Annotated in this window: 22 protein-coding genes and 1 tRNA gene; 19 read left to right on the plus strand and 4 right to left on the minus strand. The window is 34.7% G+C overall.

The window, feature by feature from the left end; all coding sequences use genetic code 11:
- Positions 1-65: 65 nt before the first annotated feature.
- The 3 genes from N0K73_RS04190 (at position 66) to N0K73_RS04200 (ending at position 2246) form a co-directional block, all read left to right on the plus strand.
- Positions 66-506: a MarR family transcriptional regulator gene (locus N0K73_RS04190; protein ID WP_057973341.1), complete on the plus strand. Its 441-nt coding sequence runs from the start codon at positions 66-68 to the stop codon at positions 504-506.
- 174 nt (positions 507-680) lie between these two features.
- Positions 681-1868, plus strand: a complete 1188-nt coding sequence (locus N0K73_RS04195; RefSeq protein WP_057973342.1) for an acetate/propionate family kinase — start codon at positions 681-683, stop codon at positions 1866-1868.
- Between the two features lie 183 nt (positions 1869-2051).
- A complete protein-coding gene (locus tag N0K73_RS04200) occupies positions 2052-2246 on the plus strand; it encodes a hypothetical protein (RefSeq protein WP_057973343.1) in 195 nt (64 codons plus the stop codon).
- Positions 2247-2300: 54 nt separating this feature from the next.
- Here N0K73_RS04200 and N0K73_RS04205 read toward each other — a convergent pair whose 3' ends face one another.
- Positions 2301-2921 (minus strand): DedA family protein, encoded by a 621-nt coding sequence (locus N0K73_RS04205; protein WP_057973344.1) that lies wholly within the window; start codon positions 2919-2921, stop codon positions 2301-2303.
- Positions 2922-3076: 155 nt separating this feature from the next.
- On the opposite strand from N0K73_RS04205, the gene N0K73_RS04210 reads away from it, so the two are divergent.
- The 16 genes from N0K73_RS04210 (at position 3077) to N0K73_RS04285 (ending at position 22007) form a co-directional block, all read left to right on the plus strand.
- Positions 3077-3910 (plus strand): LicD family protein, encoded by an 834-nt coding sequence (locus tag N0K73_RS04210; RefSeq protein WP_112251590.1) that lies wholly within the window; start codon positions 3077-3079, stop codon positions 3908-3910.
- A 51-nt stretch (positions 3911-3961) separates the two neighbouring features.
- Entirely contained in the window at positions 3962-4153 is a 192-nt protein-coding gene (locus N0K73_RS04215) for a hypothetical protein (RefSeq protein ID WP_057973345.1), read from the plus strand.
- Between the two features lie 15 nt (positions 4154-4168).
- Positions 4169-5038: an SPFH domain-containing protein gene (locus tag N0K73_RS04220; protein ID WP_057973346.1), complete on the plus strand. Its 870-nt coding sequence runs from the start codon at positions 4169-4171 to the stop codon at positions 5036-5038.
- 56 nt (positions 5039-5094) lie between these two features.
- The gene (locus tag N0K73_RS04225; protein WP_112251616.1) at positions 5095-5544 is read left to right on the plus strand and encodes a YaiI/YqxD family protein; all 450 of its coding nucleotides are present in this window, start codon (positions 5095-5097) and stop codon (positions 5542-5544) included.
- A 29-nt stretch (positions 5545-5573) separates the two neighbouring features.
- Complete coding sequence (locus N0K73_RS04230) at positions 5574-6938, plus strand: MATE family efflux transporter (protein WP_181647465.1); 1365 nt, start codon at positions 5574-5576, stop codon at positions 6936-6938.
- Between the two features lie 47 nt (positions 6939-6985).
- Positions 6986-7056 (plus strand) — tRNA-Gly (locus N0K73_RS04235).
- Positions 7057-7318: 262 nt separating this feature from the next.
- Positions 7319-8974, plus strand: a complete 1656-nt coding sequence (locus N0K73_RS04240) for an ABC transporter ATP-binding protein (RefSeq protein WP_146303143.1) — start codon at positions 7319-7321, stop codon at positions 8972-8974.
- Positions 8974-10743 (plus strand): ABC transporter ATP-binding protein, encoded by a 1770-nt coding sequence (locus N0K73_RS04245; RefSeq protein ID WP_112251594.1) that lies wholly within the window; start codon positions 8974-8976, stop codon positions 10741-10743. Before N0K73_RS04240 ends, N0K73_RS04245 begins: the two co-directional genes overlap by 1 nt.
- A 388-nt stretch (positions 10744-11131) precedes the next feature.
- Positions 11132-12823, plus strand: a complete 1692-nt coding sequence (argS, locus tag N0K73_RS04250) for an arginine--tRNA ligase (protein WP_112251596.1) — start codon at positions 11132-11134, stop codon at positions 12821-12823.
- A 286-nt stretch (positions 12824-13109) separates the two neighbouring features.
- Positions 13110-13820 carry a Crp/Fnr family transcriptional regulator gene (locus N0K73_RS04255; protein ID WP_112251598.1) on the plus strand — a complete coding sequence of 237 codons (711 nt, stop codon included), beginning with the start codon at positions 13110-13112 and terminating at the stop codon, positions 13818-13820.
- Between the two features lie 70 nt (positions 13821-13890).
- On the plus strand, positions 13891-14358 hold the full coding sequence (locus N0K73_RS04260) for an arginine repressor (protein ID WP_057973352.1): 468 nt from the start codon (positions 13891-13893) through the stop codon (positions 14356-14358).
- 146 nt (positions 14359-14504) lie between these two features.
- The gene (locus tag N0K73_RS04265) at positions 14505-16631 is read left to right on the plus strand and encodes a PBP1A family penicillin-binding protein (RefSeq protein ID WP_112251600.1); all 2127 of its coding nucleotides are present in this window, start codon (positions 14505-14507) and stop codon (positions 16629-16631) included.
- Positions 16632-16707: 76 nt separating this feature from the next.
- Entirely contained in the window at positions 16708-17052 is a 345-nt protein-coding gene (locus N0K73_RS04270; protein ID WP_057973354.1) for a YlbF/YmcA family competence regulator, read from the plus strand.
- A 72-nt stretch (positions 17053-17124) separates the two neighbouring features.
- Positions 17125-18345 carry a metallophosphoesterase family protein gene (locus N0K73_RS04275; RefSeq protein WP_112251602.1) on the plus strand — a complete coding sequence of 407 codons (1221 nt, stop codon included), beginning with the start codon at positions 17125-17127 and terminating at the stop codon, positions 18343-18345.
- On the plus strand, positions 18332-21022 hold the full coding sequence (locus tag N0K73_RS04280; protein ID WP_181647467.1) for an ATP-binding protein: 2691 nt from the start codon (positions 18332-18334) through the stop codon (positions 21020-21022). Before N0K73_RS04275 ends, N0K73_RS04280 begins: the two co-directional genes overlap by 14 nt.
- Positions 21023-21032: 10 nt before the next feature.
- Positions 21033-22007 (plus strand): 3'-5' exoribonuclease YhaM family protein, encoded by a 975-nt coding sequence (locus tag N0K73_RS04285; RefSeq protein ID WP_057973357.1) that lies wholly within the window; start codon positions 21033-21035, stop codon positions 22005-22007.
- Between the two features lie 97 nt (positions 22008-22104).
- Here the strand turns inward: N0K73_RS04285 and N0K73_RS04290 are convergent, their stop codons facing one another.
- The 3 genes from N0K73_RS04290 to N0K73_RS04300 form a co-directional block, all read right to left on the minus strand.
- Positions 22105-23010 (minus strand): peptidylprolyl isomerase, encoded by a 906-nt coding sequence (locus tag N0K73_RS04290; RefSeq protein ID WP_057973358.1) that lies wholly within the window; start codon positions 23008-23010, stop codon positions 22105-22107.
- Between the two features lie 133 nt (positions 23011-23143).
- Complete coding sequence (locus N0K73_RS04295) at positions 23144-23467, minus strand: hypothetical protein (protein ID WP_057973359.1); 324 nt, start codon at positions 23465-23467, stop codon at positions 23144-23146.
- Entirely contained in the window at positions 23467-23898 is a 432-nt protein-coding gene (locus N0K73_RS04300; protein ID WP_112251606.1) for an HIT family protein, read from the minus strand. Before N0K73_RS04300 ends, N0K73_RS04295 begins: the two co-directional genes overlap by 1 nt.
- Between the last annotated feature and the right edge of the window lie 9 nt (positions 23899-23907).

Here is a 23907-nt window from a genome sequence, read left to right on the forward strand (position 1 = left end):
AGTAATTAACCGTGTTGTGTGCTAAATTTAACTATACGTAAACGTATGCAAGAGGAGAATTAGCAATGACAACAACTAAGTTAATGGAAGACTATATTGACATGTATTTGGGAACATTTAAGTATGTGGAAGGATTTATCTCACAACCTACTAGTGAGTATAATTTGTCTTTTGAACAGTTTTTAATTTTAAAAGATATTCAAAATACTGAAAACATTAGCATGGTTGATATTGCAAAAAAAAGAAATGTTTCAAGGAGTGCGATTGCGCGCCAATTGAACGTTTTGAAACAATTACAATATATCTATCAAGAACAAGACACGATTGATAGAAGAAGAATAAATTTACGTTTATCTGATCAAGGTGCAAAAGTAGAACGTGTTGTTACCGAGTCAATCAAAAAAAGATTTGATACTTGGGTAGACGTTTTAGGTGAAGGTAAAGTCGTGGATTTGCTTGGATTAATGAGAGAATTCGGACAAAAAATAATGGTAGACGGAAGATAAAATTCCGTGTACCATTATTTTTTTGAAAAATATTGTATGCGTTTTCTAAAAGAGGTATGCTAGCATAATACATTACTGAAAATATAATAGATTTTGATTGCGTTTTTTTGGGATTAAAGTAATATAAACAGTATAATAATATTAATTAAACGAAATCATAACTGGAGGAAGAATATGTCAAAAATTATTGCAATCAACGCAGGTAGTTCAAGTTTGAAATTTCAATTGTTTAGTATGCCGGAAGAAACCGTCATTGCCAAAGGATTGATTGAAAGAATAGGACTTAAAGACTCAATTCTTACAATTAAGTATGATAATGGTAAAAAATATGAAGATGTATTAGATATAGATAATCATTCGGTTGGGGTCCAATTATTATTAAAACTTTTACTTCAATTAGATATTATTGCTGATTTTAACGAGATATCTGGTGTTGGTCATCGTGTCGTTGCTGGTGGTGAATTCTTTAAAAAATCAACATTAGTGAATGCTGATACGATTGCAAAAATTGATGAATTATCAGAATTAGCACCATTACACAATCCGGCGAACCTTTTAGGTATTCAAGCCTTTGAAGAAATCTTACCTACTGCAACGAGTGTCGCAGTATTTGATACAGCATTTCATCAAACAATGCCTGAAGAAAGTTACATGTATAGTGTTCCTTATGAATGGTATGAAAAGTATGGCGCAAGACGTTATGGTGCCCATGGCACAAGCGTTCGTTATGTTGTTTCAGAAGCTGAAAAGTTATTCGATAAGGATCCTAAAGAATTAAAATTGATTACTTTACATTTGGGTGCTGGGGCATCCATTACAGCGACTGTTGGTGGTAAATCTATTGATACATCAATGGGCTTCACACCACTTGCTGGTATCACAATGGCAACGCGCTCTGGAGACGTAGACGTGTCATTGGTCGCTTACATGATGAGACAATTAAAAATTACGGATATAGATGAAATGGTCAACATTTTGAATCGTAAGTCAGGTTTACTTGGTATTTCAGGTATTTCTCCCGATATGCGTGACGTTAAAGCGCAACTAGGTAAAAATCCGCGTGCCGATTTAGCAGTAAAAATCTACGTTCAAAATATCATTAAATATATTGGCCAATACATCGCAGAAATGCAGGGCGTTGATGGCATTATTTTCACAGCCGGACTTGGTGAAAATGATCGTATCGTTCGTCGCCGTGTAATAGAACATTTATCTTACTTAGGTATTGGGTTTGATGCCGAAAATAATGAAAAAATGGGTGAACAGGTAATGCTTAGTACGCCAGAATCTGCCGTTAAAGTTTTCGCCATACCTACTGATGAAGAATTAGTAATTGCGCGTGACGTTCAGTCATTAATGTAAGAAGAAAATGTCAAAAAGAAGACTATAAAGTGAGGAAGATATCGCATTGCGATATCTTTTTTATTTTGTAACAGAACGGTAATATTTAAGGGGTTAACAAGCAATTGAAAAAGTGTTAAATTAGACCTTATAAATAATTAATACTGGCAATAAATAGTTGTCATCATTCGGAGGCGTAACATAATGAGTAGGTGTAAACTTGATATTATGAGTGAGTATCAAGCAGCAATGCAAAAACTTGCTGATCTTAGAAGTAACATTGGAAACAGACAACAATCATCAATTCGAGATAGCTTTTTCCAAGAGGAGAAATCGCTTGAAAGAGAATGCTCAGAACTGAACATTTTATTAGAAGCTATCGATGTTGCGGAAGATTAACCCAACTTTTTGAAAAATAAAAGTATTAAAAACGATTAAATTCATTATTTGAATTTAATCGTTTTTTTTGTCTCTATTTAATTTGATTAATTTATAAATACCAAAGAATGACAGGATGATTAAAACAATCCCAACTAATGTGGCGAAAATATCAACCGTTGCAGCAACTTTCGCCCATGCATTACCGGCAAATGCGCCGAGATAAATCAATGCAGTATTCCAGATTAATGTTCCAAAGAATGTTAATGGAATAAAGAAACGTAACTTATATTTTGTAATACCAGCGGGTATTGAAATCAAACTGCGGACAATTGGCACGAAACGGCCCAAGAAAACGGCTCGATTGTCATATTTTACGAAAAATTCGGTGGCCTTTTCAATATGAACCGGTTTTAGACCAAGCCATGAGCCATACTTACTCGCAAAAAAACGATTTAAGCGGTCAGTACTTAAAAAACGGCCAATTGAGTATAGAATTAAAGCACCAATGGTCGCACCGACCGTAGCAGATAAGATGAGACCAACTGGTTCAAGATTGCTTGATAATGTCATAAATCCAGCAAACGTTAAAATGATTTCGGAAGGAATAGGTGGGAAAATGTTTTCAATTGCGATGAGTAACGCAACACCTAGATAGCCATGTTGGCCGATTAAGTCAATAATGGTTTCTTGCATTTGGACACCCCTTTTATTTAATAGATTAAGCATAACATGATGCGAATAAATAAAGTAATGAAAATGATTAGCTTAATAGAAATTAAATGTTTTCGTGTTTTGTATTTAATTTGGTACAATTAGGAAAAGAAATCAGACGACATAGGGTGATAAAAATGGAAATTGAAGAACTACACAAAGTGGAATTGGATTTAATTCAGGAAATTATTGAAATTTGTCAAAAAAATCAAATTAAATATTTTATGATTGGTGGTAGTTTACTTGGCGCGGTCAGGCATCAAGGATTTATTCCATGGGATGATGATGTCGATATTGGTATGGTACGGGAGGATTACGACCGATTCTTACAGGTTGCACCTGCTGAGCTCAGTCAGCCTTATTATTTTCTACAAACGGATCAAAGTGACCAAAACTATGCGTTTGGTTACGCAAAACTACTAGATGAGTCAATATATATTGAAGAGAAAAGAAATATAAATGATGCGAGAAAAGGTGTCTTTGTTGATATCTTTCCGTTTGATAAAATACCGATGGGAGATGTTGAACGGTCGATTCAACAGTCTCGATATAAATATCTTAATGCTAAAATTATTTTAGCAAGTAATTATCGATTGATAGACACTGAAATTACCGCAAAAATTAGAAAGATGCAACCTGACCAAAGTCGTAAAACAAGGGAATATAAAGAAAAAAGGGATGAGCTAGCAAGGACTTACAATCAAGATGAGACCATTCAGGAATATAAAAATTTAGCTTCACAGTATTCATATGAAAAAGAATTGCTTTCAGAAAAGGAATTGGCAACCGTAGTTGAAGTTCCTTTTGAAAACCTTACGGTAACGATTCTAAGTGCTTACGATGCTATTTTGAGCCGTCTATACGGTGATTATTTACAGTTGCCACCTGAGGATAAGCAAATTGAAAAACATATAGATAAAGTGACTATTTTAGATCGTAAAGAATTTACTTTCGACAATAGAATAAATTGATTTTGTGGTCTAAATAAGATACGTTAAGAGTAACAAATGGAGGGTTTTCATATGGATAAGGAATCAATTATTGATGAGCGACTAATTAATCGAAAATTTAAAATTGATCATGACAATATTCAAGGAACCATTACTTTTTTTGGTATCTATTACCACTACTTCAGTGAGGAAACATTGGAAATTGGGGATACCGTTCAGATTATCGGCACACATGTTGAAGGATTAAACGTTAAAAAAATATAAAGGTGGTTATATATTATGTTGGGACTTTTAGCTGTTATTATTATTGTTGTTTTATTGGTGCTTATTTTACCCGCAACAATTAGAATTATTAGACAACCACATCAAGGGGTTGTCATCACTCTAGGAAAATATGAGACGACGTTAGCTCCAGGGTTACATTTCATTAAACCATTTATTTCTTCCGTAATTCGTGTCAGCACGGCGCAACAACCTCTAGATCTTGATAAACAGGTGGTTATTACAAAAGATAACGCTGAGATTGAAGTTAAAATTTCGTTGAAATATCACGTTACTGATATTCAAGATTTTGTATTTAAAAATGAGGATTCTGTGCGCAGTATGATACAGGATACACGTGCATCATTGCGTGGTATTATCGGAAATAAAATGTTGGATGAAGTTTTAAACGGAACGCAAGAAATTAACCGCGGCTTGTTTGGCGAAATTTCAAATGTTACAGCCGGGTACGGCTTAAATGTCGACCGTATCAACATTGATACGGTTAAACCCTCAGTTGAAATTCAAGATTCAATGAATAAATTATTGAAGGCTGCTAGAAATCGTGATGCAACCGTTGCTGAGGCCGAAGGTTACAGTAAATCAGTTGCGCTAAAAAACAAGGCTGATAACGATGCATGGGTTAATTCTGCACAAGCTAAAGCGGAGGCCGTTAAAAAGACTGCCGATGCTGAAGCATACCGAATTGATGCCGTTAATCTTTCATTAAATAAAGTTCATGATGGCTATTTTATTAGTCAGAACATTGAAGCATTTAAAGAGCTTGCAAAAAGCGATGCGAATACTGTTGTGATGCCTAGTAATGCCATCGATAGTTTGGGCCAAATTCCGGCTATTAAAGCATTATTAAAATCAGAAGCTAAATAAAACTTTCAAGAGGTTATTCTTTGAAGGTTTTTTTACTAGATGTGAGAGGTCATGAATTGAAAATTATTATTGATGGGGATGCGTCTCCAGTAAAAAAAGAAGTCATTGATGAAGCAGGGCTCAGGAATATCAACGTCTTGTTGATAACAAGTACGCCACATTTTTCGACCAAGGAATATCCCGAATATGTTTCAGTTAGTTATGTGGATCAGGGACCGGATGCGGCAGATTATCGAATTGTTAAATTAGCTGAAAAAAAGGATATCGTTATTACGCAAGACTATGGACTCGCATCACTCTTATTACCTAAAGGTGTGATTGTTATGCACCATAAGGGTTTTGAATATACCAATGATAATATTGACCGCATGTTGGATTCAAGATATATGAGCGCTATGGCAAGAAAATCAGGTCAACGGACAAAAGGACCGAGTGCATTTTCTAATCAAGACAGGGCGGAATTCAAGAAAAAATTTATTTTATTATTGAACGAAAAAGGGTATTAAACAAAATTTAGAGTAAAGAAGGGGCTTATTTGCGATCGTTAACATCGGGAAATCCAGCAAAATTAATTTTTATGTTTACAATACCATTATTGGTAGGTAATTTATTTCAACAATTGTACAGTATTTCGGATACATTAATCGTCGGACAAACTTTAGGTGTAGACGCATTGGCCGCAGTCGGATCAACCGGGAGTATTCAATTTTTAATTATTGGGTTTGCGCAAGGATTGACTGCCGGCCTGTCTATTATCACCGCACAACGTTTTGGTGCGAAAGACTACCGTGGTGTTAGAAAGAGTTTTGCGGCTGGGCTTTTAATTAGTTTAGTTGCGACAATTGTTTTAACAGCAGTCAGTTTATTTTTTGTAAAAGATATTTTAACACTTATGAAGACGCCACCCGAAATATTTGGAGATGCTCAAACGTTTATAAGTATCATTTTTGGTGGTATCTTTGCGTCAATGGCGTTTAATATTTTATCGAATGTTATTCGAGCATTAGGTGACAGTCGTACACCACTATATTTTTTAATATTTGCTAGTATTATTAATGTTGGCTTAGAATTATTATTTATTTTAGTCTTCCATTGGGGCGTAGCGGGAGCTGGTTTTGCAACAATCATTGCGCAATCGTGTTCTGTTGTATTTTGTTTAGTTTATATTTATCGGAAAATTCCGATCTTACATATTGGTCATCATCATTTTAAAGAAATTACAATGAAAAATATTAATGAACATCTTTACGTTGCTTTACCAATGGCTTTTCAAGCCTCAATTATTGCGATTGGCGCGATTATGTTGCAATCCGCATTAAATGGGTTGGGTACTACTGCGGTTGCAAGTACAACGGCCGCATCAAAGATTGATCAACTGTCTACGCAACCAATGATGTCTTTTGGAATCGGGATGGCTACTTTTACGGCTCAGAACTATGGTGCGAAAAAATATAGCCGAGTCTTGGATGGCGTTAAAAAATGTTTATTAATGTCAGGAACTTTTAGCGTTATCGCGAGTTTACTAGTTATCTTATTTGGTCAGCAGTTAGTGACCTTGTTTGTTGGAAACAACGCACCAAAAGTTGTGGCGTTGTCACAGGTTTATTTTAATATTAATGGGTCGTTTTATCTTCTGTTATCAGTCTTGTTTGTTATTAGGTATACCCTTCAAGGACTGGGACAAAGTATTATACCTACGGTTGCTGGGGTTGTTGAGTTATTAATGCGATCTTTTGCGGCAATCTTTTTGGCTGGAGCATTTGGGTATGCCGGGGCGTGCTTTGCAAACCCGTTAGCGTGGGGTGGATCATGTGTCGTTTTGATTTATTCATACGTGAAGGCCGTTAAAAATTTGAAACGATTAGATCTTGAACAAAAGTCAGAAAACGAGCTGGCTTAATTAATTATGACAAAGATGGGGAAATATGCTATACTAAGCAACGTTCTGCGGGCGTAGTTTAGTGGTAAAATTCCAGCTTCCCAAGCTGATGTCGCGAGTTCGATTCTCGTCGCCCGCTTAAAAGAAGTCGAATAAAGTTTATTTAAATCCAGGATGATTAATCTTGGATTTTTTTGTGCCATTTTTTAATGAAAAATGGTTAAGAATTAATCAAAATGATTGCAATTGCGCGTTATTTTTGATAGGTTTAGTAACTGATATTAGTTATTTTTTTTACTGAAAATAACATTTAAAAGTGTACAGAATTAAGGGGGAAGAAATTGGATATTTTACTAAAACATGCTAAAAAATACCGTGTAGATATTTTTTGGGCAGTTGTCATGGTCGTCATTATGGCCGTTTCCACATTATGGCAACCTAAATTGTTACAAAAAGTGATCGATGCTATCTTGAAAGATCAAGGTGATAAGATTACGTCTCTTGGCATATACTTAATCGTTGTTGCCGTTATTGGTTTGTTGGCAGGGGTCGTGAATACGATACTCTCAGCAAAAGTAGCGCAATCAATGAGTGCGGATATTCGTGAAACGGCCTTTAGAAAGATTCAAACATTTTCGTTTGGTAATATCGAACGATTCCAGGCTGGTAATATTGTGGTGCGTCTTACCAATGATATTACACAAATCCAAACATTAATTATGACAATTTTACAGACACTTATTCGAGTACCTATACTTTTTGTTGGTGCATTTATTTTGGCAATGAATACAATTCCTGATTTATGGTGGATTATTGTTATATTAATTGTGGCTGTTTTGGGTATTTCAATGTTAACTTTTGGTCGCATGGGACGTCATTTTGGTCTTATGCAAGGATTGATTGACCGTGTAAATGAGTTAGCAAAAGAAAATCTAATGGGCGTACGTGTTGTTAAGTCATTTAATCAAGAAACGAATGAAGAAAAACGTTTTGATAAAGTTTCCGACGATTTAAATGCACAAAATATTTATGTTGGGACGTTATTCTCTGTTTTAATTCCAGCATTTACGTTAATCGGAAACATGGCTGTTGTAGCTGCCATTTATTTTGTAGGTGACTTAGCTAAGGCTGATCCAAGTACAGTGACGGCTATTACATCATTTATTAATTATTTGATGCAAATTATGTTTGCTATTATCATTGGTGGAATGATGATGACCTTCAGTGCTCGTGCAATGGTTTCAATTAAACGATTACGTGAAATTTTGGACGAAGAACCAGATATTTACTACACAGATGTCCCAGAAGAAAATTTAACGGGTTCTGTTAGTTTTGAAGATGTTTCATTTTCATATGAAGGCGACGATAAACCAACGCTTAAACATATTAACTTCGAGGTTAAACCTGGAGAAATGATTGGGATTGTTGGTGCCACGGGTTCAGGTAAAACAACATTGGCACAAATGATTCCAAGATTATTTGATCCTCAAGAAGGAATGGTTAAAGTTGGTGGAAAGAACCTGAGAGATATCAACGAAAAATCATTACGTAAAACAGTTGCGTTTGTTTTACAAAAGGCTATTTTATTTTCTGGAACTATTGCAGATAATTTACGCCAAGGTAAAGAAGATGCGGCTGAAGAAGATATGGATGTTGCAAGTCAAATTGCGCAGGCATCTGAATTTATTAATCGCTTACCGGCACGTTATGATGCAGAAGTTGAAGAACGCTCTGCCAATTTCTCGGGTGGTCAAAAACAACGTTTATCAATTACGCGTGGCGTTATCGGTAAACCCAAAATCTTAATTTTGGATGACTCAACATCAGCACTTGATGCGCAGTCTGAAAAATTAGTTCAAAAGGCGTTAAATAATGAATTAAAAGCAACTACAACATTTGTTATCGCTGAAAAAATTTCATCCGTGATTAATGCTGATCGAATTTTTGTCATGGATGACGGTGAATTGGTTGGCGAGGGTACACATAAAGACTTAGTTGAAAACAGTCAAATTTATCAAGAAATTTATAACACTCAAAAAGGAAAGGAGACTGTCTAATGAAAGATATAAATAGATCTATGGCATTCTTCTTCCATTACTTGAAAAGCTATAAATTAGGATTTACGGTTATGACTATCGCAATCATCGCGTCAACTTATTTCCAAGTTAAAGCACCCGTGTATATGGGGAAAGCAATTACGGCTTTAGCTGATTATGTGATTGGATTGACAAGAGGGGTAAGTGATAAAGGTAACTTTGTAAATTCATTATGGATGTTATTCTTATTCTTTATTTTCTCAATTATTGCGATGTTCTTCTCAAATATAATTGTGACATTTATTACAGGTAATTCAACAAATAGAATGAGAAAAGGGTTGTTTGGAAAATTACAAAAAATGACTATTCGTTTTTTTGATTCACATAAAGATGGAGATATCTTAAGTCGTTTTACAAGTGATTTAGATAATATTTCGAATGCGTTGAATCAAGCTTTAGGACAAATTATGAGTAATATTGCCCTAATGATTGGGATTATTATTATGATGTTCCAACAAAACGTTCAATTGGCTTGGGTGACGATTGCGTCAACGCCAATTGCAGTAATTCTTGCCGTGATCTTGATTGCTAAAACACGTAAGTATGTTGATATCCAACAAAAAGAAGTTGGTAAGCTAAATGGGTACATCAATGAAAAAATTAGTGGTCAAAAAATTGTTATCACTAATGGTCTTCAAAAAGATGCCATTGATGGATTCTTGCCATATAACGAAAATGTTCGTAAAGCAACCTTTAAAGGGCAAGTATACTCAGGAATGTTATTCCCAGTTATGAATGGTCTTTCATTGGTTAATACAGCTATCGTTATTTTCTTTGGTAGTTGGTTAGCATTGAATGGTGATATGGGTCGTACAACTGCTTTAGGACTTGTTGTTGTGTTCGTTCAATACTCACAACAATTTTACCAACCAATTTCACAAATATCGTCGCTATACAGCATGTTCCAGCTTGCCATAACGGGTGCTGGTCGACTGAACGAGATGTTTGATGAACCTAATGAAGTTAACTCAAAAGACAAACAAAAATTAACAGGTTTAACAGATGGTGTTAAATTAAAGAATGTTGATTTTGGATATAGTCCTGATAAAGAAATATTACATGATGTTTCCATTAACGTTGATAAAGGTGAAATGGTCGCATTGGTTGGACCAACTGGTTCGGGTAAAACGACTATTATGAATTTATTGAATCGATTCTATGACGTTACTGGTGGTTCGGTTGAATTTGATGGTGTAAACGTTAAAGACCTTGAACTACAAAGTCTGCGTGACCATGTTGGAATTGTTCTTCAAGAGAGTGTTCTATTCTCGGGTACTATTCGCGATAATATTGTTTTCGGTAAACCCGATGCCTCGGATGAAGAAATGATTTCTGCTGCTAAACAAGCTAATATCCATGATTTCATTATGAGTCAGGATAAAGGGTACGACACTAAAGTTTCAGATGAAAATTCTGTTTTCTCAACTGGTCAAAAACAATTAATTAGTATTGCAAGAACAATTTTAACTAACCCAACGCTTTTAATTTTAGATGAAGCTACTTCGAATGTTGATACGGTGACAGAAGCTAAGATTCAAAAAGCAATGGATACAGTTATTCAAGGAAGGACTAGTTTTGTTATTGCCCATCGATTAAAAACAATTCTGGATGCCGATAAAATTGTTGTCTTAAAAGATGGAAAAGTTATTGAACAAGGAAATCATCAAGAATTATTAGATCAAAAAGGTTTTTATTCAGAATTGTATAATAATCAATTTGTATTTGAATAAACAAGCGTGAGTGGGTTCTTAGATTGTCTTCAAATTTGAAGGTTATCTAAGAACCTTTTTGTATAAATAATCAAAATCTTAGACCGGTACGATGGATAATATGACTTGGTAAAAGTGAATATAAATTATGAAATAACTATCTTTTTTTGTAGTAGTTTGTTACAATCAAACTATAAATTCGATAATAAAAGCTAGTAAACTAATTAATTTCAAAGCAAGTCTAGGTTGATGGAAGCTAGATAAAAGCGTTAGTTGAATCGTACTTTTTAGAAATAACTGAATACTTTGAGTGGATATTAATCAATTAGAGTGGTACCGCGGGAATTCTCGTCTCTTACATAATTATTTGTAAGGGGCTTTTTTTATACAATTTTAGGAGGAATGGAAAATGAATTATAAACAACAAGTTGCACAAGCATTGGTTGCTATCGTTGATGGGAACTTAACTGAAGAAGAAATTATTGCCAAAATTGAAATCCCTAAAAGTTCTGAGATGGGAGATTACGCATTTCCAGCTTTTGCATTAGCTAAGGCCTTTAGAAAAGCACCACAAATGATTGCTAAAGATCTTGTGGAACAAATTGATCAGAGTCAATTTGAGTCAGTTGCTGCAGTTGGCCCATATGTTAACTTTTTCTTGAACAAAGCTGCATTTAGCCAAGATATCATTGAACAAGTCCTTTCAAACGGAAGTAAATATGGCGCATCAGACGTTGGTCATGAGGGTAATGTTCCTATTGATATGTCATCACCTAATATTGCTAAACCCATCTCAATGGGCCATTTACGTTCAACAGTAATTGGTAATTCAATTGCGAATATCTTGGCAAAAATCAATTATAACCCAATTAAAATTAACCATTTGGGTGATTGGGGAACTCAATTTGGTAAGTTGATTACAGCTTATAAATTATGGGGTAGTGAGGCCGAAGTTAAGGCTGATCCAATTAATAAATTGCTTGAATACTATGTCCGTTTCCATAAAGAAGCTGAAGAAAATCCAGAATTAGACGTTGAAGCTCGTGCTTGGTTTAAAAAGCTCGAAGATGGTGATGAAGAAGCTATTGAACTCTGGACTTGGTTCCGTGCAGAATCATTGTCTGCTTTCAACAAGATTTATGACATGCTTGGTGTTCAATTTGACTCATTTAAAGGGGAAGCCTTTTATAATGATAAAATGGATGAAGTCGTAACCATGTTAAAGGATAAAAATTTATTAAAAGAAAGTCAAGGCGCAGAAATTGTTGATCTTGAAAAATATGATTTAAATCCAGCATTGATTCAAAAAACTGATGGGGCAACGCTTTATATTACCCGTGATTTAGCTGCTGCAATTTATCGTAAACGAACATACAAGTTTGTTCAATCACTCTATGTTGTTGGAAATGAGCAAGCTAATCATTTTAAACAGTTAAAGGCAGTTTTAAAGGAAATGGGTAACGATTGGTCAGACGATATGCACCATATTCCATTTGGCTTAATTACACAAGGTGGTAAGAAATTATCAACTCGTTCAGGCCGTGTTATTTTACTTGAAGAAGTTTTGAATGATGCAACGGACCTTGCTAAAAAGCAAATTCAAGATAAAAATCCTGATTTGCCAAATGCTGAACAAGTTGCTAAGGATGTCGGTGTTGGTGCCGTTATCTTCCATGATTTGAAAAATGAACGCATGAATAATTTTGATTTTGTTTTAGAAGAAGTTGTTCGTTTTGAAGGTGAAACGGGACCTTACGTGCAATATTCAAATGCTAGAGCTCAAAGTATTATCCGTAAAGCAGGTGACGTTACAATCAGTGAAAGTAACAATGAACTTTCTGACCCTGCTGCATGGGATACGATTAAGTTACTTGGTGACTTCCCTAAAATCATCAAACGTGCTGCTAAGGAATATGAACCATCTGTTGTAGCGAAATACGCAATTCATTTATCAAGAGCATTTAACAAGTATTATGCAAATTCAAAAATATTAGTTGATGATGATCAAAAACTAGCTCGTTTAGCACTTGTTCAAAGTGTGAGCGTTGTTTTAACAGAATCGTTAAGCTTATTGGGTGTAAATGCACCAAAAGAAATGTAATTTATAAAAAAGTTAACTTAATTGTTAACTTTTTTATTTTGGTTAGATGTTGGTAGGTATACTTTCTCGTGCTAATTGTGCGTTTGGACACAAGTTGAGTGTGCGAATGAGACTAATTGATTTTTTAATTTTTGATAATATTAGTTTAACGATTTAGGACTATCAGTGAATCGAAAAAATAAACCAGGGTCTCCAAAATCCGAAAAAATAAATCGACATTCCATATTTAATCTGATAGTGTTGATAGTTATACATCGTAAATATGGGTAATTAAGGGAGTAAAGGGATGATTACAGAAAAAGAAGTACAGAGGTATCGATCAGAAATTTCTGATCATAAGTTATTTGGGTGTTTAAATGGGGATGAGCAAAGTGCTTGTTTGGAGCAAATCACATTTAAACGATTTCTAAAGGGGAACGTCATTTTTGATGTTAATGATAAGCGCGATTTCATTTATGTTGTATTGGATGGGCTCGTTAAAATTGAGCGCGGTGATCGTGCGGGTATTTTTCAAAATTATATGTATGCGACGCCAAATCAAATATTTCCAATTGGTGGTATGTTGCAAAGTGAATACTACACCGTTTCAAGTCGTGCTGCCACAAGATTAACGGTGGCAAAAGTTCCCGTAAAACTGATTGAACGGCTAATTAAGACTCATTATGAAGTATCCGCATACTTATTTGAACAATTTGAAAATATTTTAAATAATTCTGAGATATTAAGATTAAGAACGGTATGTAGTAATACGACCACTCGAATTACGCAGGCATTACAATATTTAAGCGAAAATTTAGCCGATAAGCATGGTGAAAATAGTTTACGAATTCCCTATGTCATCACACATGAGGACATTGCAACGATTAGTGGAACGCGACGTGAAACAGTTGGGCGTGTTATTCAAAATTTAATCGGAGAAGGTTACATTGTCAGAGACTCAGGAATGTTTATATTTGAATCAAAATTCAATAAAATGAATAAAATTGTGCTTAATTAATCGTATTATTTCAGTATTTTGATGTATTTTGCTATACTAAGAATAAATACTCATTCAAAGAGGGATTCTTATGAAGAAAGAGATACGTCAAACTAAAATTGAACAGTTAATTAATAAAAAAATAATCGCAACACAAGATGAACTGATTTCAGAATTGGACCGTACGGGCATCAAGGCGACTCAAGCAACCATTTCTAGAGATATTCGAGAAATGAAAATTGTTAAGGCACAAGATGAGCAAGGAAACTTGAAGTATGCGATTTTTAAATCAGGTAATCTCAGTGAAGAGGTTCATCTGTTTGAAATTATTTTTGAGGTGGTCACTAGTATCACTGAAATTCAATTTATGAACGTCGTTAAAACAATCCCAAGTAATGGGAATCTGCTGGCAGCGATTATTGATGATTTTGGTTTCTCCGATATTGTTGGAACCGTAGCTGGTCATGATACAATCATGATTATCAGTCCCAATGAACAAGCTGCTCAACGCGTTCATACCATTTTTATGAATCATGCGAATCCGGATAATTTAGTTTAAATAATTAAAGATTGAGAAATGCGAAAGCTATTTCTTGATCTTTTTTAAGTACTTAAAAATATCATAATAAATTTGGCATTTAGCCTTTAAATACAGAGCTATGGTAAAATAATGTAAGAGATTAAGATTAAGTATGAGGATAAATTATGGAAAATGAAAATAAAAGAAGTAAAACTGAAGATAAAAATTGGCTTGTAACGCATTTAATTCAATTTAAAAATTGGTTTAAGGGGGCTTGGCATTTTTTACATGGATGGCAGTGGGTAACCATTTTAATTTTAACAATTATTTTAGGTTCCAGTGCGTATTTAACTTATGTAGCGAAAACGACGAACGTCAGAGGACTAAAATCTGCCTTACAACAATCAACTGAAATTTTTGATAAAGATGGTGACAAAGCGGGATCACTTTACTCCCAAAAAGGGACCTATGTTTCATTGAAAAAAATTTCACCGAATATTCAAAATGCGGTCCTGTCATCGGAAGACCGTAATTTTTATCATGAACACGGATTTTCAATTAAGGGGATGGCACGTGCTGCTGTTTCTTTGGTTAAAAATCGGTTGATGGGTAGCCATGAAATTAGTGGTGGCGGAAGTACAATTACGCAGCAGCTAGTTAAGAATGCATTTTTGTCTCAGGAACAAACGTACAGTCGTAAGGCGAAAGAAATATTTATTTCGGTTCAGACAGAGAAGGTATACTCAAAAAATGATATATTGACGATGTATCTAAATAATGCGTATTTTGGTAACGGAGTTTGGGGTGTCCAAGATGCATCAAAAAAATATTTTGGAAAGAGTGCCTCAGATTTAACTGTTAGCGAATCAGCCGTCATTGCAGGGATGCTAACCTCTCCGGGTGCATTTAACCCAATAGATCATCCTGTAGCAGCAAAACAACGACGAAATATTGTGTTAGACGTCATGTATGAGAATAAAAAAATATCTGGTTCTGAATTATCGGGTGCTAAGCAGACTGCTATTACGTTGAATGACACATATGATTATCAATCGGGCTATAAATATCCTTATTATTTTGATGCTATCATTAGTGAAGCAATTAAAAATTACGGATTAACTGAATCTGATATTATGAACCGCGGCTATAAAATTTATACGGCAATGGACCAAACGCATCAGGAGGCGATGCAAACATCATTTGACAATTCAGAGTTATTTCCACTAGACGCCGATGATGGAACGAAAGCCCAGGGTGGTTCTGTCGCAATTAATTCAAATACGGGTGGTGTTACGGCAATTGTTGGTGGTCGAGGTAAACATGTCTTCCGAGGATATAATCGAGCAACGCAGATTAATCGGCAGCCTGGATCTACCTTGAAGCCAATTGCAGTTTATACACCGGCACTTGAGGATGGTTATTTTTACGATTCGGAATTAAAAGATAAAAAACAATCGTATGGCTCAAATAATTATTCACCTAATAATTATGATAATCAATATGCAGGGAAAATTCCAATGTACCAAGCGTTGGCGCTTAGTAAAAATGCACCAGCAGTTTGGTTACTAAATAAAATTGGCGTTGAAAAAGGGTATGATTCGGTTAAAAAGTTTGGCATACCAGTCAAAAATTCCGATAAAAATTTAGATTTGGCCTTAGGCGGATTAACAACCGGGGTCTCACCATATGAAATGGCTAGTGCATACACTGCATTTGCTAATGGCGGTGTCCAAAAAAAGGCTCATTTTATCACTAAAATTGTCGACGCTTCTGGTAAAACGGTCGTTAATAATTCGGATGATGGTGAAACTAAGGTTATGAGCAGCAAGATAGCTAAATCAATGACAAGTATGATGATGGGTGTCTTTGAATCTGGAGGAACTGGTGAGTCAGCCGCGCCGTCCGGATACACAATTGCCGGAAAAACTGGGAGTACTGAAGCAAAAAAAGGTTCTACAAATGGAACAAAGGATCAATGGGTTGTTGGATACACACCAGACGTAACTGTAGCAACATGGGTTGGGTTTGATACAACGGACGATACGCACTATTTGAAAAATTTAAGTGGAGATATTGTTAACTCATTATTTAAAAGTGAAATGACAGGAATCCTGCCCAATACAGCTAAAACAAGTTTTTCAACAAAATCGGCTAATGAATTGGCGAATAAAACAACTTCGAATGACGATGGAGAAAGTATTTTAGGGTCAGTTGAAAAGCAAACAGATGAAATAAAAAATAAATTATCAGATACTGCCAAAAAAGCCCAAAAATGGCTTAGCGATGGGTTTAAAGGTATGTTCGGAAATTAGAATAAATCAATGCAAATTATGCCTAAAAATGATACACTGATTAGGTTAATATAAACTATTATTGGAGGAATCAGACATGGTTGTTAATATTTATGATACAGCGAACCAAATGGGGCAAGATCTTAGTAAAACAGAAGAATATAAGGCATTGAAATTAGCTTATACAAAGATGCAAGAAGATGAAAAAGCGTATAAATTATTTAAGGAATTTCAAACAATTCAAATGTCGTTACAACAAAAGCAAATGAATGGTGAAGAAATGACGGATGAAGAACTTGAAAATGCGCATCAACTTTCAGAAAAAATTGGTGAGTTTGAAGCTATTAAAGATTTGATGGCCAAAGAACAAGTATTAAGTGAAGTTATGAATGAAGTCAATTCAATTATCACAAAACCAATACAAGACTTATACCGTAATTAATTCAAATAAGAATCCTGGGGGCAAAGCAGTCTATGTTTTGTACCAGGATTTTTTTTATAAAGGAGAAGAAAAATGAAATTTATTCATGCGGCCGACTTACATCTAGATAGTCCATTTGGCGGATTGAAAAATGTACCCAAGCAATTAATGAATTCAATTTATCAATCAACATTTAAAGCGTTGAGCAATCTTGTGGACACGGCTATTAGCGAATCCGTTGATTTTGTCTGCCTGGTTGGTGATTTATATGATTCAGATGAAATGAGCATTGTGGCACAGACAACGTTAATTGAACAATGTGAACGACTTCAAAAGGCCGGCATAAATGTTTACTTAAGTTTTGGTAATCATGATTTTTCCGATAATAGGCAAAATCATTTGACATTCCCTTCGAACGTAACGCTTTTTACAAGTGAAGTTGAAACAGTGACACATGTTTTGGACAACGGTGATGAGGTTCAATTAACTGGGTTTAGTTACGCACATAGATGGGAACCATCAAAAATTGCAGACTACCCAGTTCGGGGAAACGAAAAATGGCATATTGGATTGATCCATGGATCAAATGAAGGGTCAAGTTCAACGGTCGATGAAAGTTATGCACCATTTACTATTAAAGAGTTGTTACAGAAAAATTATGATTACTGGGGACTAGGCCATATTCACGTACGACAGGTTTTAAGTGAAGTCCCACCAATTATCTATCCAGGGAATACGCAAGGCCGCCATCGTAAGGAATCGGGCGATAAAGGCTTTTATTTGGTGAATAGCAAAGGAAGTAAATTATCTCCTGAATTTGTGACTTCTTCTACAATTGATTGGGAAACGGTTAACGTTTCTATGGCAACAATTAACTCACTGTCAGATGCAATTGATAAAATTGATCTTGAATGCCAAAAATTTTCTGATAATAAAGCGTATTTAATGGTGATACAATTAACCGATTTAGATGATTTTAGTGAGTTATTATTAAATCGAATTCAAAATGGGGATCTGCTAACAGCGTGGATTCAAAAACATTCATCAGATAATTATTATTGGATTGTTAAAATGAAAATGTTGGTTAATGAGAAAATGATCTTTGAATCAATTGACCAGGAGTACTGGGAAAAAAGTGCGAAGCGTGTTTTTACGAATGATAAAATGACTGAGTTAGCTGATAAATTATTACAAATTCCGGAACTAAATACGTACCTGGTAGGTAAGGAACACGTATCAGAATTACAGGAAAGTGCGAAAGCATTGCTTCATGAAAATCAAGCGATTGAGGGCCATGATAATGAAAATAACTAAAGTTACAATTTATGGATTTGGAAAATGGCACGATAAGACATTTGACTTCAGTCAGACGAATCAAGTTATATTTGGATTAAATGAGGCGGGTAAGTCAACATTAACATCATTTATGTTAAGTATGCTGTTTGGATTTGCTACTGCTAAAAAGAAATATCAGCAGTATTTACCTAAAGATGCATCTACATATGGCGGAGAATTAGAGTTATTAGTAGACGGCGTTTCCTACAGATTGACAAGAACACAGGGAAAATCCGGTGGAAAAGTAACCATTGTTAATAATCAGTCCGGTGCGAAAGTCGCAAGTAGTCAACTGCAGGAGTGGCTAAAACCAGTGGATGAAAATCTGTATAATCAAGTGTTTTCATTTAATCAACAGGCGTTGAATCAAGTGTTTGATTTAACGAATGAAGATTTAAATGAATACTTAACGACTATGGGTGCGGTTGGCAGTCAAGAATGGCTAGAGTTAATTAAACAGATACAAAAAGATGCAGATCAAGTCTATAAGCCGGCTGGTCGAGTAACGGAGTTAAATAAGGAAATTGCAGTATACAACAATTTAGTTGATAAGATAGATCGGGCTAAACAGAAATTTCCGGAATACGTAACAACGCAGAAAAAACTAGATCAAAACAATGAAGAGGTTAAAAAATTACAAGCGGTACAGCAAAAGGTGGCAACGGATAAACAACGTTATGAACAACTAAAACAAAATTGGCCAATTTATGCGCAGTCAAAAACATTGGCAAATGGGTTAGAAAAAGTTGATGGGAATGAAATGATTTCCGGCGATAATTATCAAACGATGCAAAATTTGTTAGGGAAACAAAAAGTGAACGATGAAAGATTAAAATCAATTAATCACAGTGCAACAAGTGAACAAGAGAATTTATCGGCATTAAATTTAATCAATTTTTATGAAGATAATCAGGATGCTTTTGATACATTATTTGTTCGTTTGCCAGAGAACCAACAACGCTTAGACAAAACGTTATTGGAACAGACAAACTTAGATCAACTATTAGCTGAACAAGAAAGATTAACGATTCAATATCAAAACTCACAGGGAACCATGCCAACAGCGTTTAGTACGGATGATCTTAAAAAAATTGTCGAATTAGTTAAACTTGAAGAAAATAATAAAGTAACTTTGCAAAAAGTTGAACAAAAACAATTTGCGAAAAAGCAGGACGTTCTAGAGTTAAATCAAAAAATTAATCAAGAAAATCAACCGAAAAAAAATAAATGGTCTATACAACAAATGATGATAATGGGTACAATAGATGTTGCAATTGTTCTAGGCATATTGATCTTTAATCCATCAAAATTAATCGGGTGGCTAGGAATAGTTATAGCAATTGTATATACCATATATGCATTTAAACAGCATAATTTAAAAGGTAATCCGAGTTCAACACAGTTAACGCAAGCTCAAACGGAGCTACAGACTGTTAGTGCAGAAATCAATGTAGAACAACTGAAGATAGATGAATTAACGGAACAATTGAGACAGGTTGCGGCTGACTTAGATGATTACCAGGCACAATATGGATTAGCCAATTTTCCAAAAAACCAATGGATTCCGATGCAAAATGATTTAAATCGACTCGATTCTCTGATGAGCCAAGTTAATCAAAAATCGATTGAGATTGATAATCTACTAAACTTAATTAATATCTATTTGAATCAGGCAAATTTTGCCGATAGTTTTTTAGCTCTTAATAAAAATGATCTGGCGGACAGCTTAATTAGAATTAGAGATTTTAATGATAAATTAAAACCATTAATTACTGAATCGCAGTCGATTAAGAATAAAATGAGTTATCTAGATGAGCAAAAAAAATATGAAAATAAAACACACGATGATATTTCGAATCAAATTAATGAATTATTGGCGCAGTATCAGTTAACGGACGTTAATCAGTTTGAAAAAAATTATGATTCACAAAAACAACTTATTCAAGATAAATCTAAGCTAGATACGATTAACGCCCAATTACCTCCAGAAGTTAGAGCAGTACTTGATACATATGAATCTGAAGAAATTTTGAACGAGCGTCTTGTTGAATCCACAGAGCAAGCAGCTCAAATCCAAAATGATATTTTGGATTTAAATCAGACTATTATTGATCAAAAAACAACGTTACAAACTTTGAAAGCAGAAGGTAATTATACAGAGCTCCGACAAGATTTGGCTGAAAAAGTAACTGTTTTGAGTGAACTGGCCGATAAATGGTTAACTCAAAAATTAACGATTAACTGGATTAATGCGGCGCTACAAGATTCGTCTGGTGTTAGAATGCCACAGATGATTAAATTAGCTAACCATTATTTTGAATTATTAACACTTGGTCGTTTCAAACAAATAAATAATTCAATGGGATTATTAACCGTCGTTTCTTCTGATATGGTATCATTTGAAGTGGGAGAGTTATCACAAGGGACAGCAGAACAGCTTTATATCGCGCTTAGGTTTGCTTTAGTGATGACAATTAATGAATCAATTGAATTACCACTTATTATTGATGATGGATTTGTTAATTTTGATGAAAATAGAAAAAATGCGGTTCTGCGACTCATACGAGAAATTAGTGAGACAGTTCAGATTATATATCTGACGGCCGATAATTCGGGACTTGCCGAATTTGATAATGATAAGATAATCAAACTATAGGAGGATTGACATGGCACAAGAAAAAAAGATATTTGAATATAAAGTTGATGAAAACGTGGCACTATTCGTTTTAATAAAAAGTGCAGAAGTTCGAAATACGAAGAATAACAAGCAATTTATTGCGTTTAATTTTGAGGATAGCTCTGGTCAAATTAGTGCTAAGCTTTGGGATGCAACACCAGAAGCAATTGAGCAATTTCAAACAGGTAAAGTAGCCTTCATTAAAGGAAAACGAGAGGTTTATCAAAATAATCCCCAGATGAAAATATATCATATCAGATTGACTGAAGAAGGCGAACCTAACGACCCAAGCCAGTTTGTTGTTAGCGCGCCAATGAAGAAAGACGATATGGAAGAAGAATTCAACAAGGTTATCTTCGAAATTACTAATCCAAACTGGAACAGGATCGTGAGATACTTAATAACTGAAAAACATGATGACTTTTTCAGTTATCCAGCGGCAAAGAAAAATCATCATGCGTTTTCCGGCGGATTAGCCTACCACACGCTTTCAATGCTTCGGTTAGCTAAATCCATCGTTGCCGAGTATGGGGATGTAATTAATGCGCCACTATTGTACGCGGGTGTTATCTTACACGATTTAGGTAAAACGATTGAATTATCAGGTTCGGTTGCAACAACTTATACATTAGCCGGAAATCTAATTGGACATATCGTATTAATTGATGAAGAAATTGTTAAAGCGGCTGGTGAACTTAAAATTAATCTTGAATCTGAAGATATGATTCTATTACGCCACGTTGTACTTGCTCATCATGGTTTACTGGAATATGGGTCACCCGTGCAGCCGCACTTAATTGAGGCGGACGTTTTACATCAAATTGATAATCTAGATGCTTCAATTCAAATGTTGAAGGGATCACTGGCTCATACTGAAGAGGGCGAGTTTTCTGAACGGATTTTTGGGATGGACGGTCGTAATTTTTATAAACCGCATCTCACTAATGATGAACTAAATAATTAGACCAACTAAAATAGACTCAGTGAAAGGCAAATCTCCTTTCATTGAGTCTATTTTTTGTAAAAAAAAACATCAGATTTAATCTGATGTTTTAAATGAATTATTTTGCAGATGATGAAGATGATGATAAGTAACTTGAAAGAACATCTTTTAAGTCTTTATCTTTAATTGACACGTTACCTTTTTTAAGAACTTTACCAACTATTTTTTGTAATTTAGTTGAGTCAGCCATAGTTTCAGTAACAATTTGTTCTTTTAAGTCAGAAGTATGGTCGGCTTTTTTACCTTTACCGGCATTCTTAACACTTAAGATAACATCGTAACCTGAGGCTGTCTTAACTGGAGTAGTCGTATATTTACCTTGCTTCAAGTCAAATGCAGCTTTTTTGAATTCTGCTGTTAATGTTGTATCAGTGTTGTTGAATGGAGATAACGTACCACCAGTACTTGCAGAAGTTGTATCAGTTGATTTTTCTTTAGCTAATGCAGTAAATTTATCAGTTAACTTCTTAGCAGTTTTTTGTTCATCAAGTTGTTTGATGATATCTTTGGCGTCTGATTCTTTAGCAACTTGAATGCGTTGAACAGTAATAGTTGGTTGGTAAGCTTCCCATTGTTTATTTACAGCTGAAGTACTTAAGTCACTATAATCTTTAACGGCAGCTTTTAAAAGCAAGTTAGAACGTAATTCTGCTTTAAAACTTGTTTTTGTCATGCTGTTTTGTGATAAAACAGATGAAAAACTTGATCCGTATTGAGCTTTATAAGTATCATATTGTTTTGTAACTTCTTTATCGGAAACGTCTTTACCATATTCTTTTTCCAATACTTTGTTCAAGATCATTTGTTGTAAGATTGATGTACCACTTGACGTTTTCTTCAAACTGTCATAGTAAGCACTTTCTGTAACTTTACCACCTGAGGTGGTTGCAACTGTTGAGTTCCCACACCCCGCTAATGTAAATGTTAATAACACGCCGGCTAAAGCAACAAGCCATTTTTTCATAACCTAACACATCCTATTTCTTAAATTTTTTGTCTTTTCAAAGAAAGACTAATATGCTTAATATAACATAATTATCGTGTAATGAAAGTAATTGCACAAAAATTCACAAAAAAATCAAACTTTAAACCGCTTGTTATTGGTACTTTTCTAATTTTTTATTAATTTTACGCAAGTTTGGCTCAATTTCGTAACTAAACTCGTTGATACGATCATTAATGGCATCAATAATGGGTGCAGTTTCATCAATAACAGTATTTAAACGATTTGTCGCGTCTAATAATTTTTTTGATGAGTTGGCAACGCGACTAATATCATTTTGATAATCAGAAAAATCTTCTTTCGCCTTTGCTTTTTTTTCTGTGATAAAAGTACTAAGCTCATCTCTATGCGTGTAAGCATAATAAGCCGATCCGCCAATGATTGATAGCAAAGTAAAACGTTTAACCGTTTTTGACATTATTTTTCTCCAATCATATTTTTGATTGATGACATCATTGATTCAAGTTGGTCTGGTGCATATTTTTTTGAATTGTCCTTGAATGATATCTTAAAGGTATCTTTTATCGTGTATCTAGGAATTAAGTGGAAATGTGAGTGGAAAACAGATTGGTAGGCAATTGCGCCATTATTATTAATAATATTCATACCCTGAATATCTGGGTTACTTGCCTTAATTGCGGATGCAATCATGGGTATCTTGGCGAATACGTCACTCGCAAGCGCTTGATCGTATTCAAAGATGTCAGTAACATGTTTTTTCGGAATAACAAGCGTGTGCCCTGGCGTTGTTTGCGAAATATCAAGAAATGCCTTAATATTTTCATCTTCATAAATGGTAAAACTAGGTATTTCATTAGCAACGATTTTACAAAAGATACAGTCAGTCATATGTTTACC

It is taken from the genome of Dellaglioa algida (genome assembly GCF_030127605.1).
GTDB classification, from domain to species: domain Bacteria; phylum Bacillota; class Bacilli; order Lactobacillales; family Lactobacillaceae; genus Dellaglioa; species Dellaglioa algida.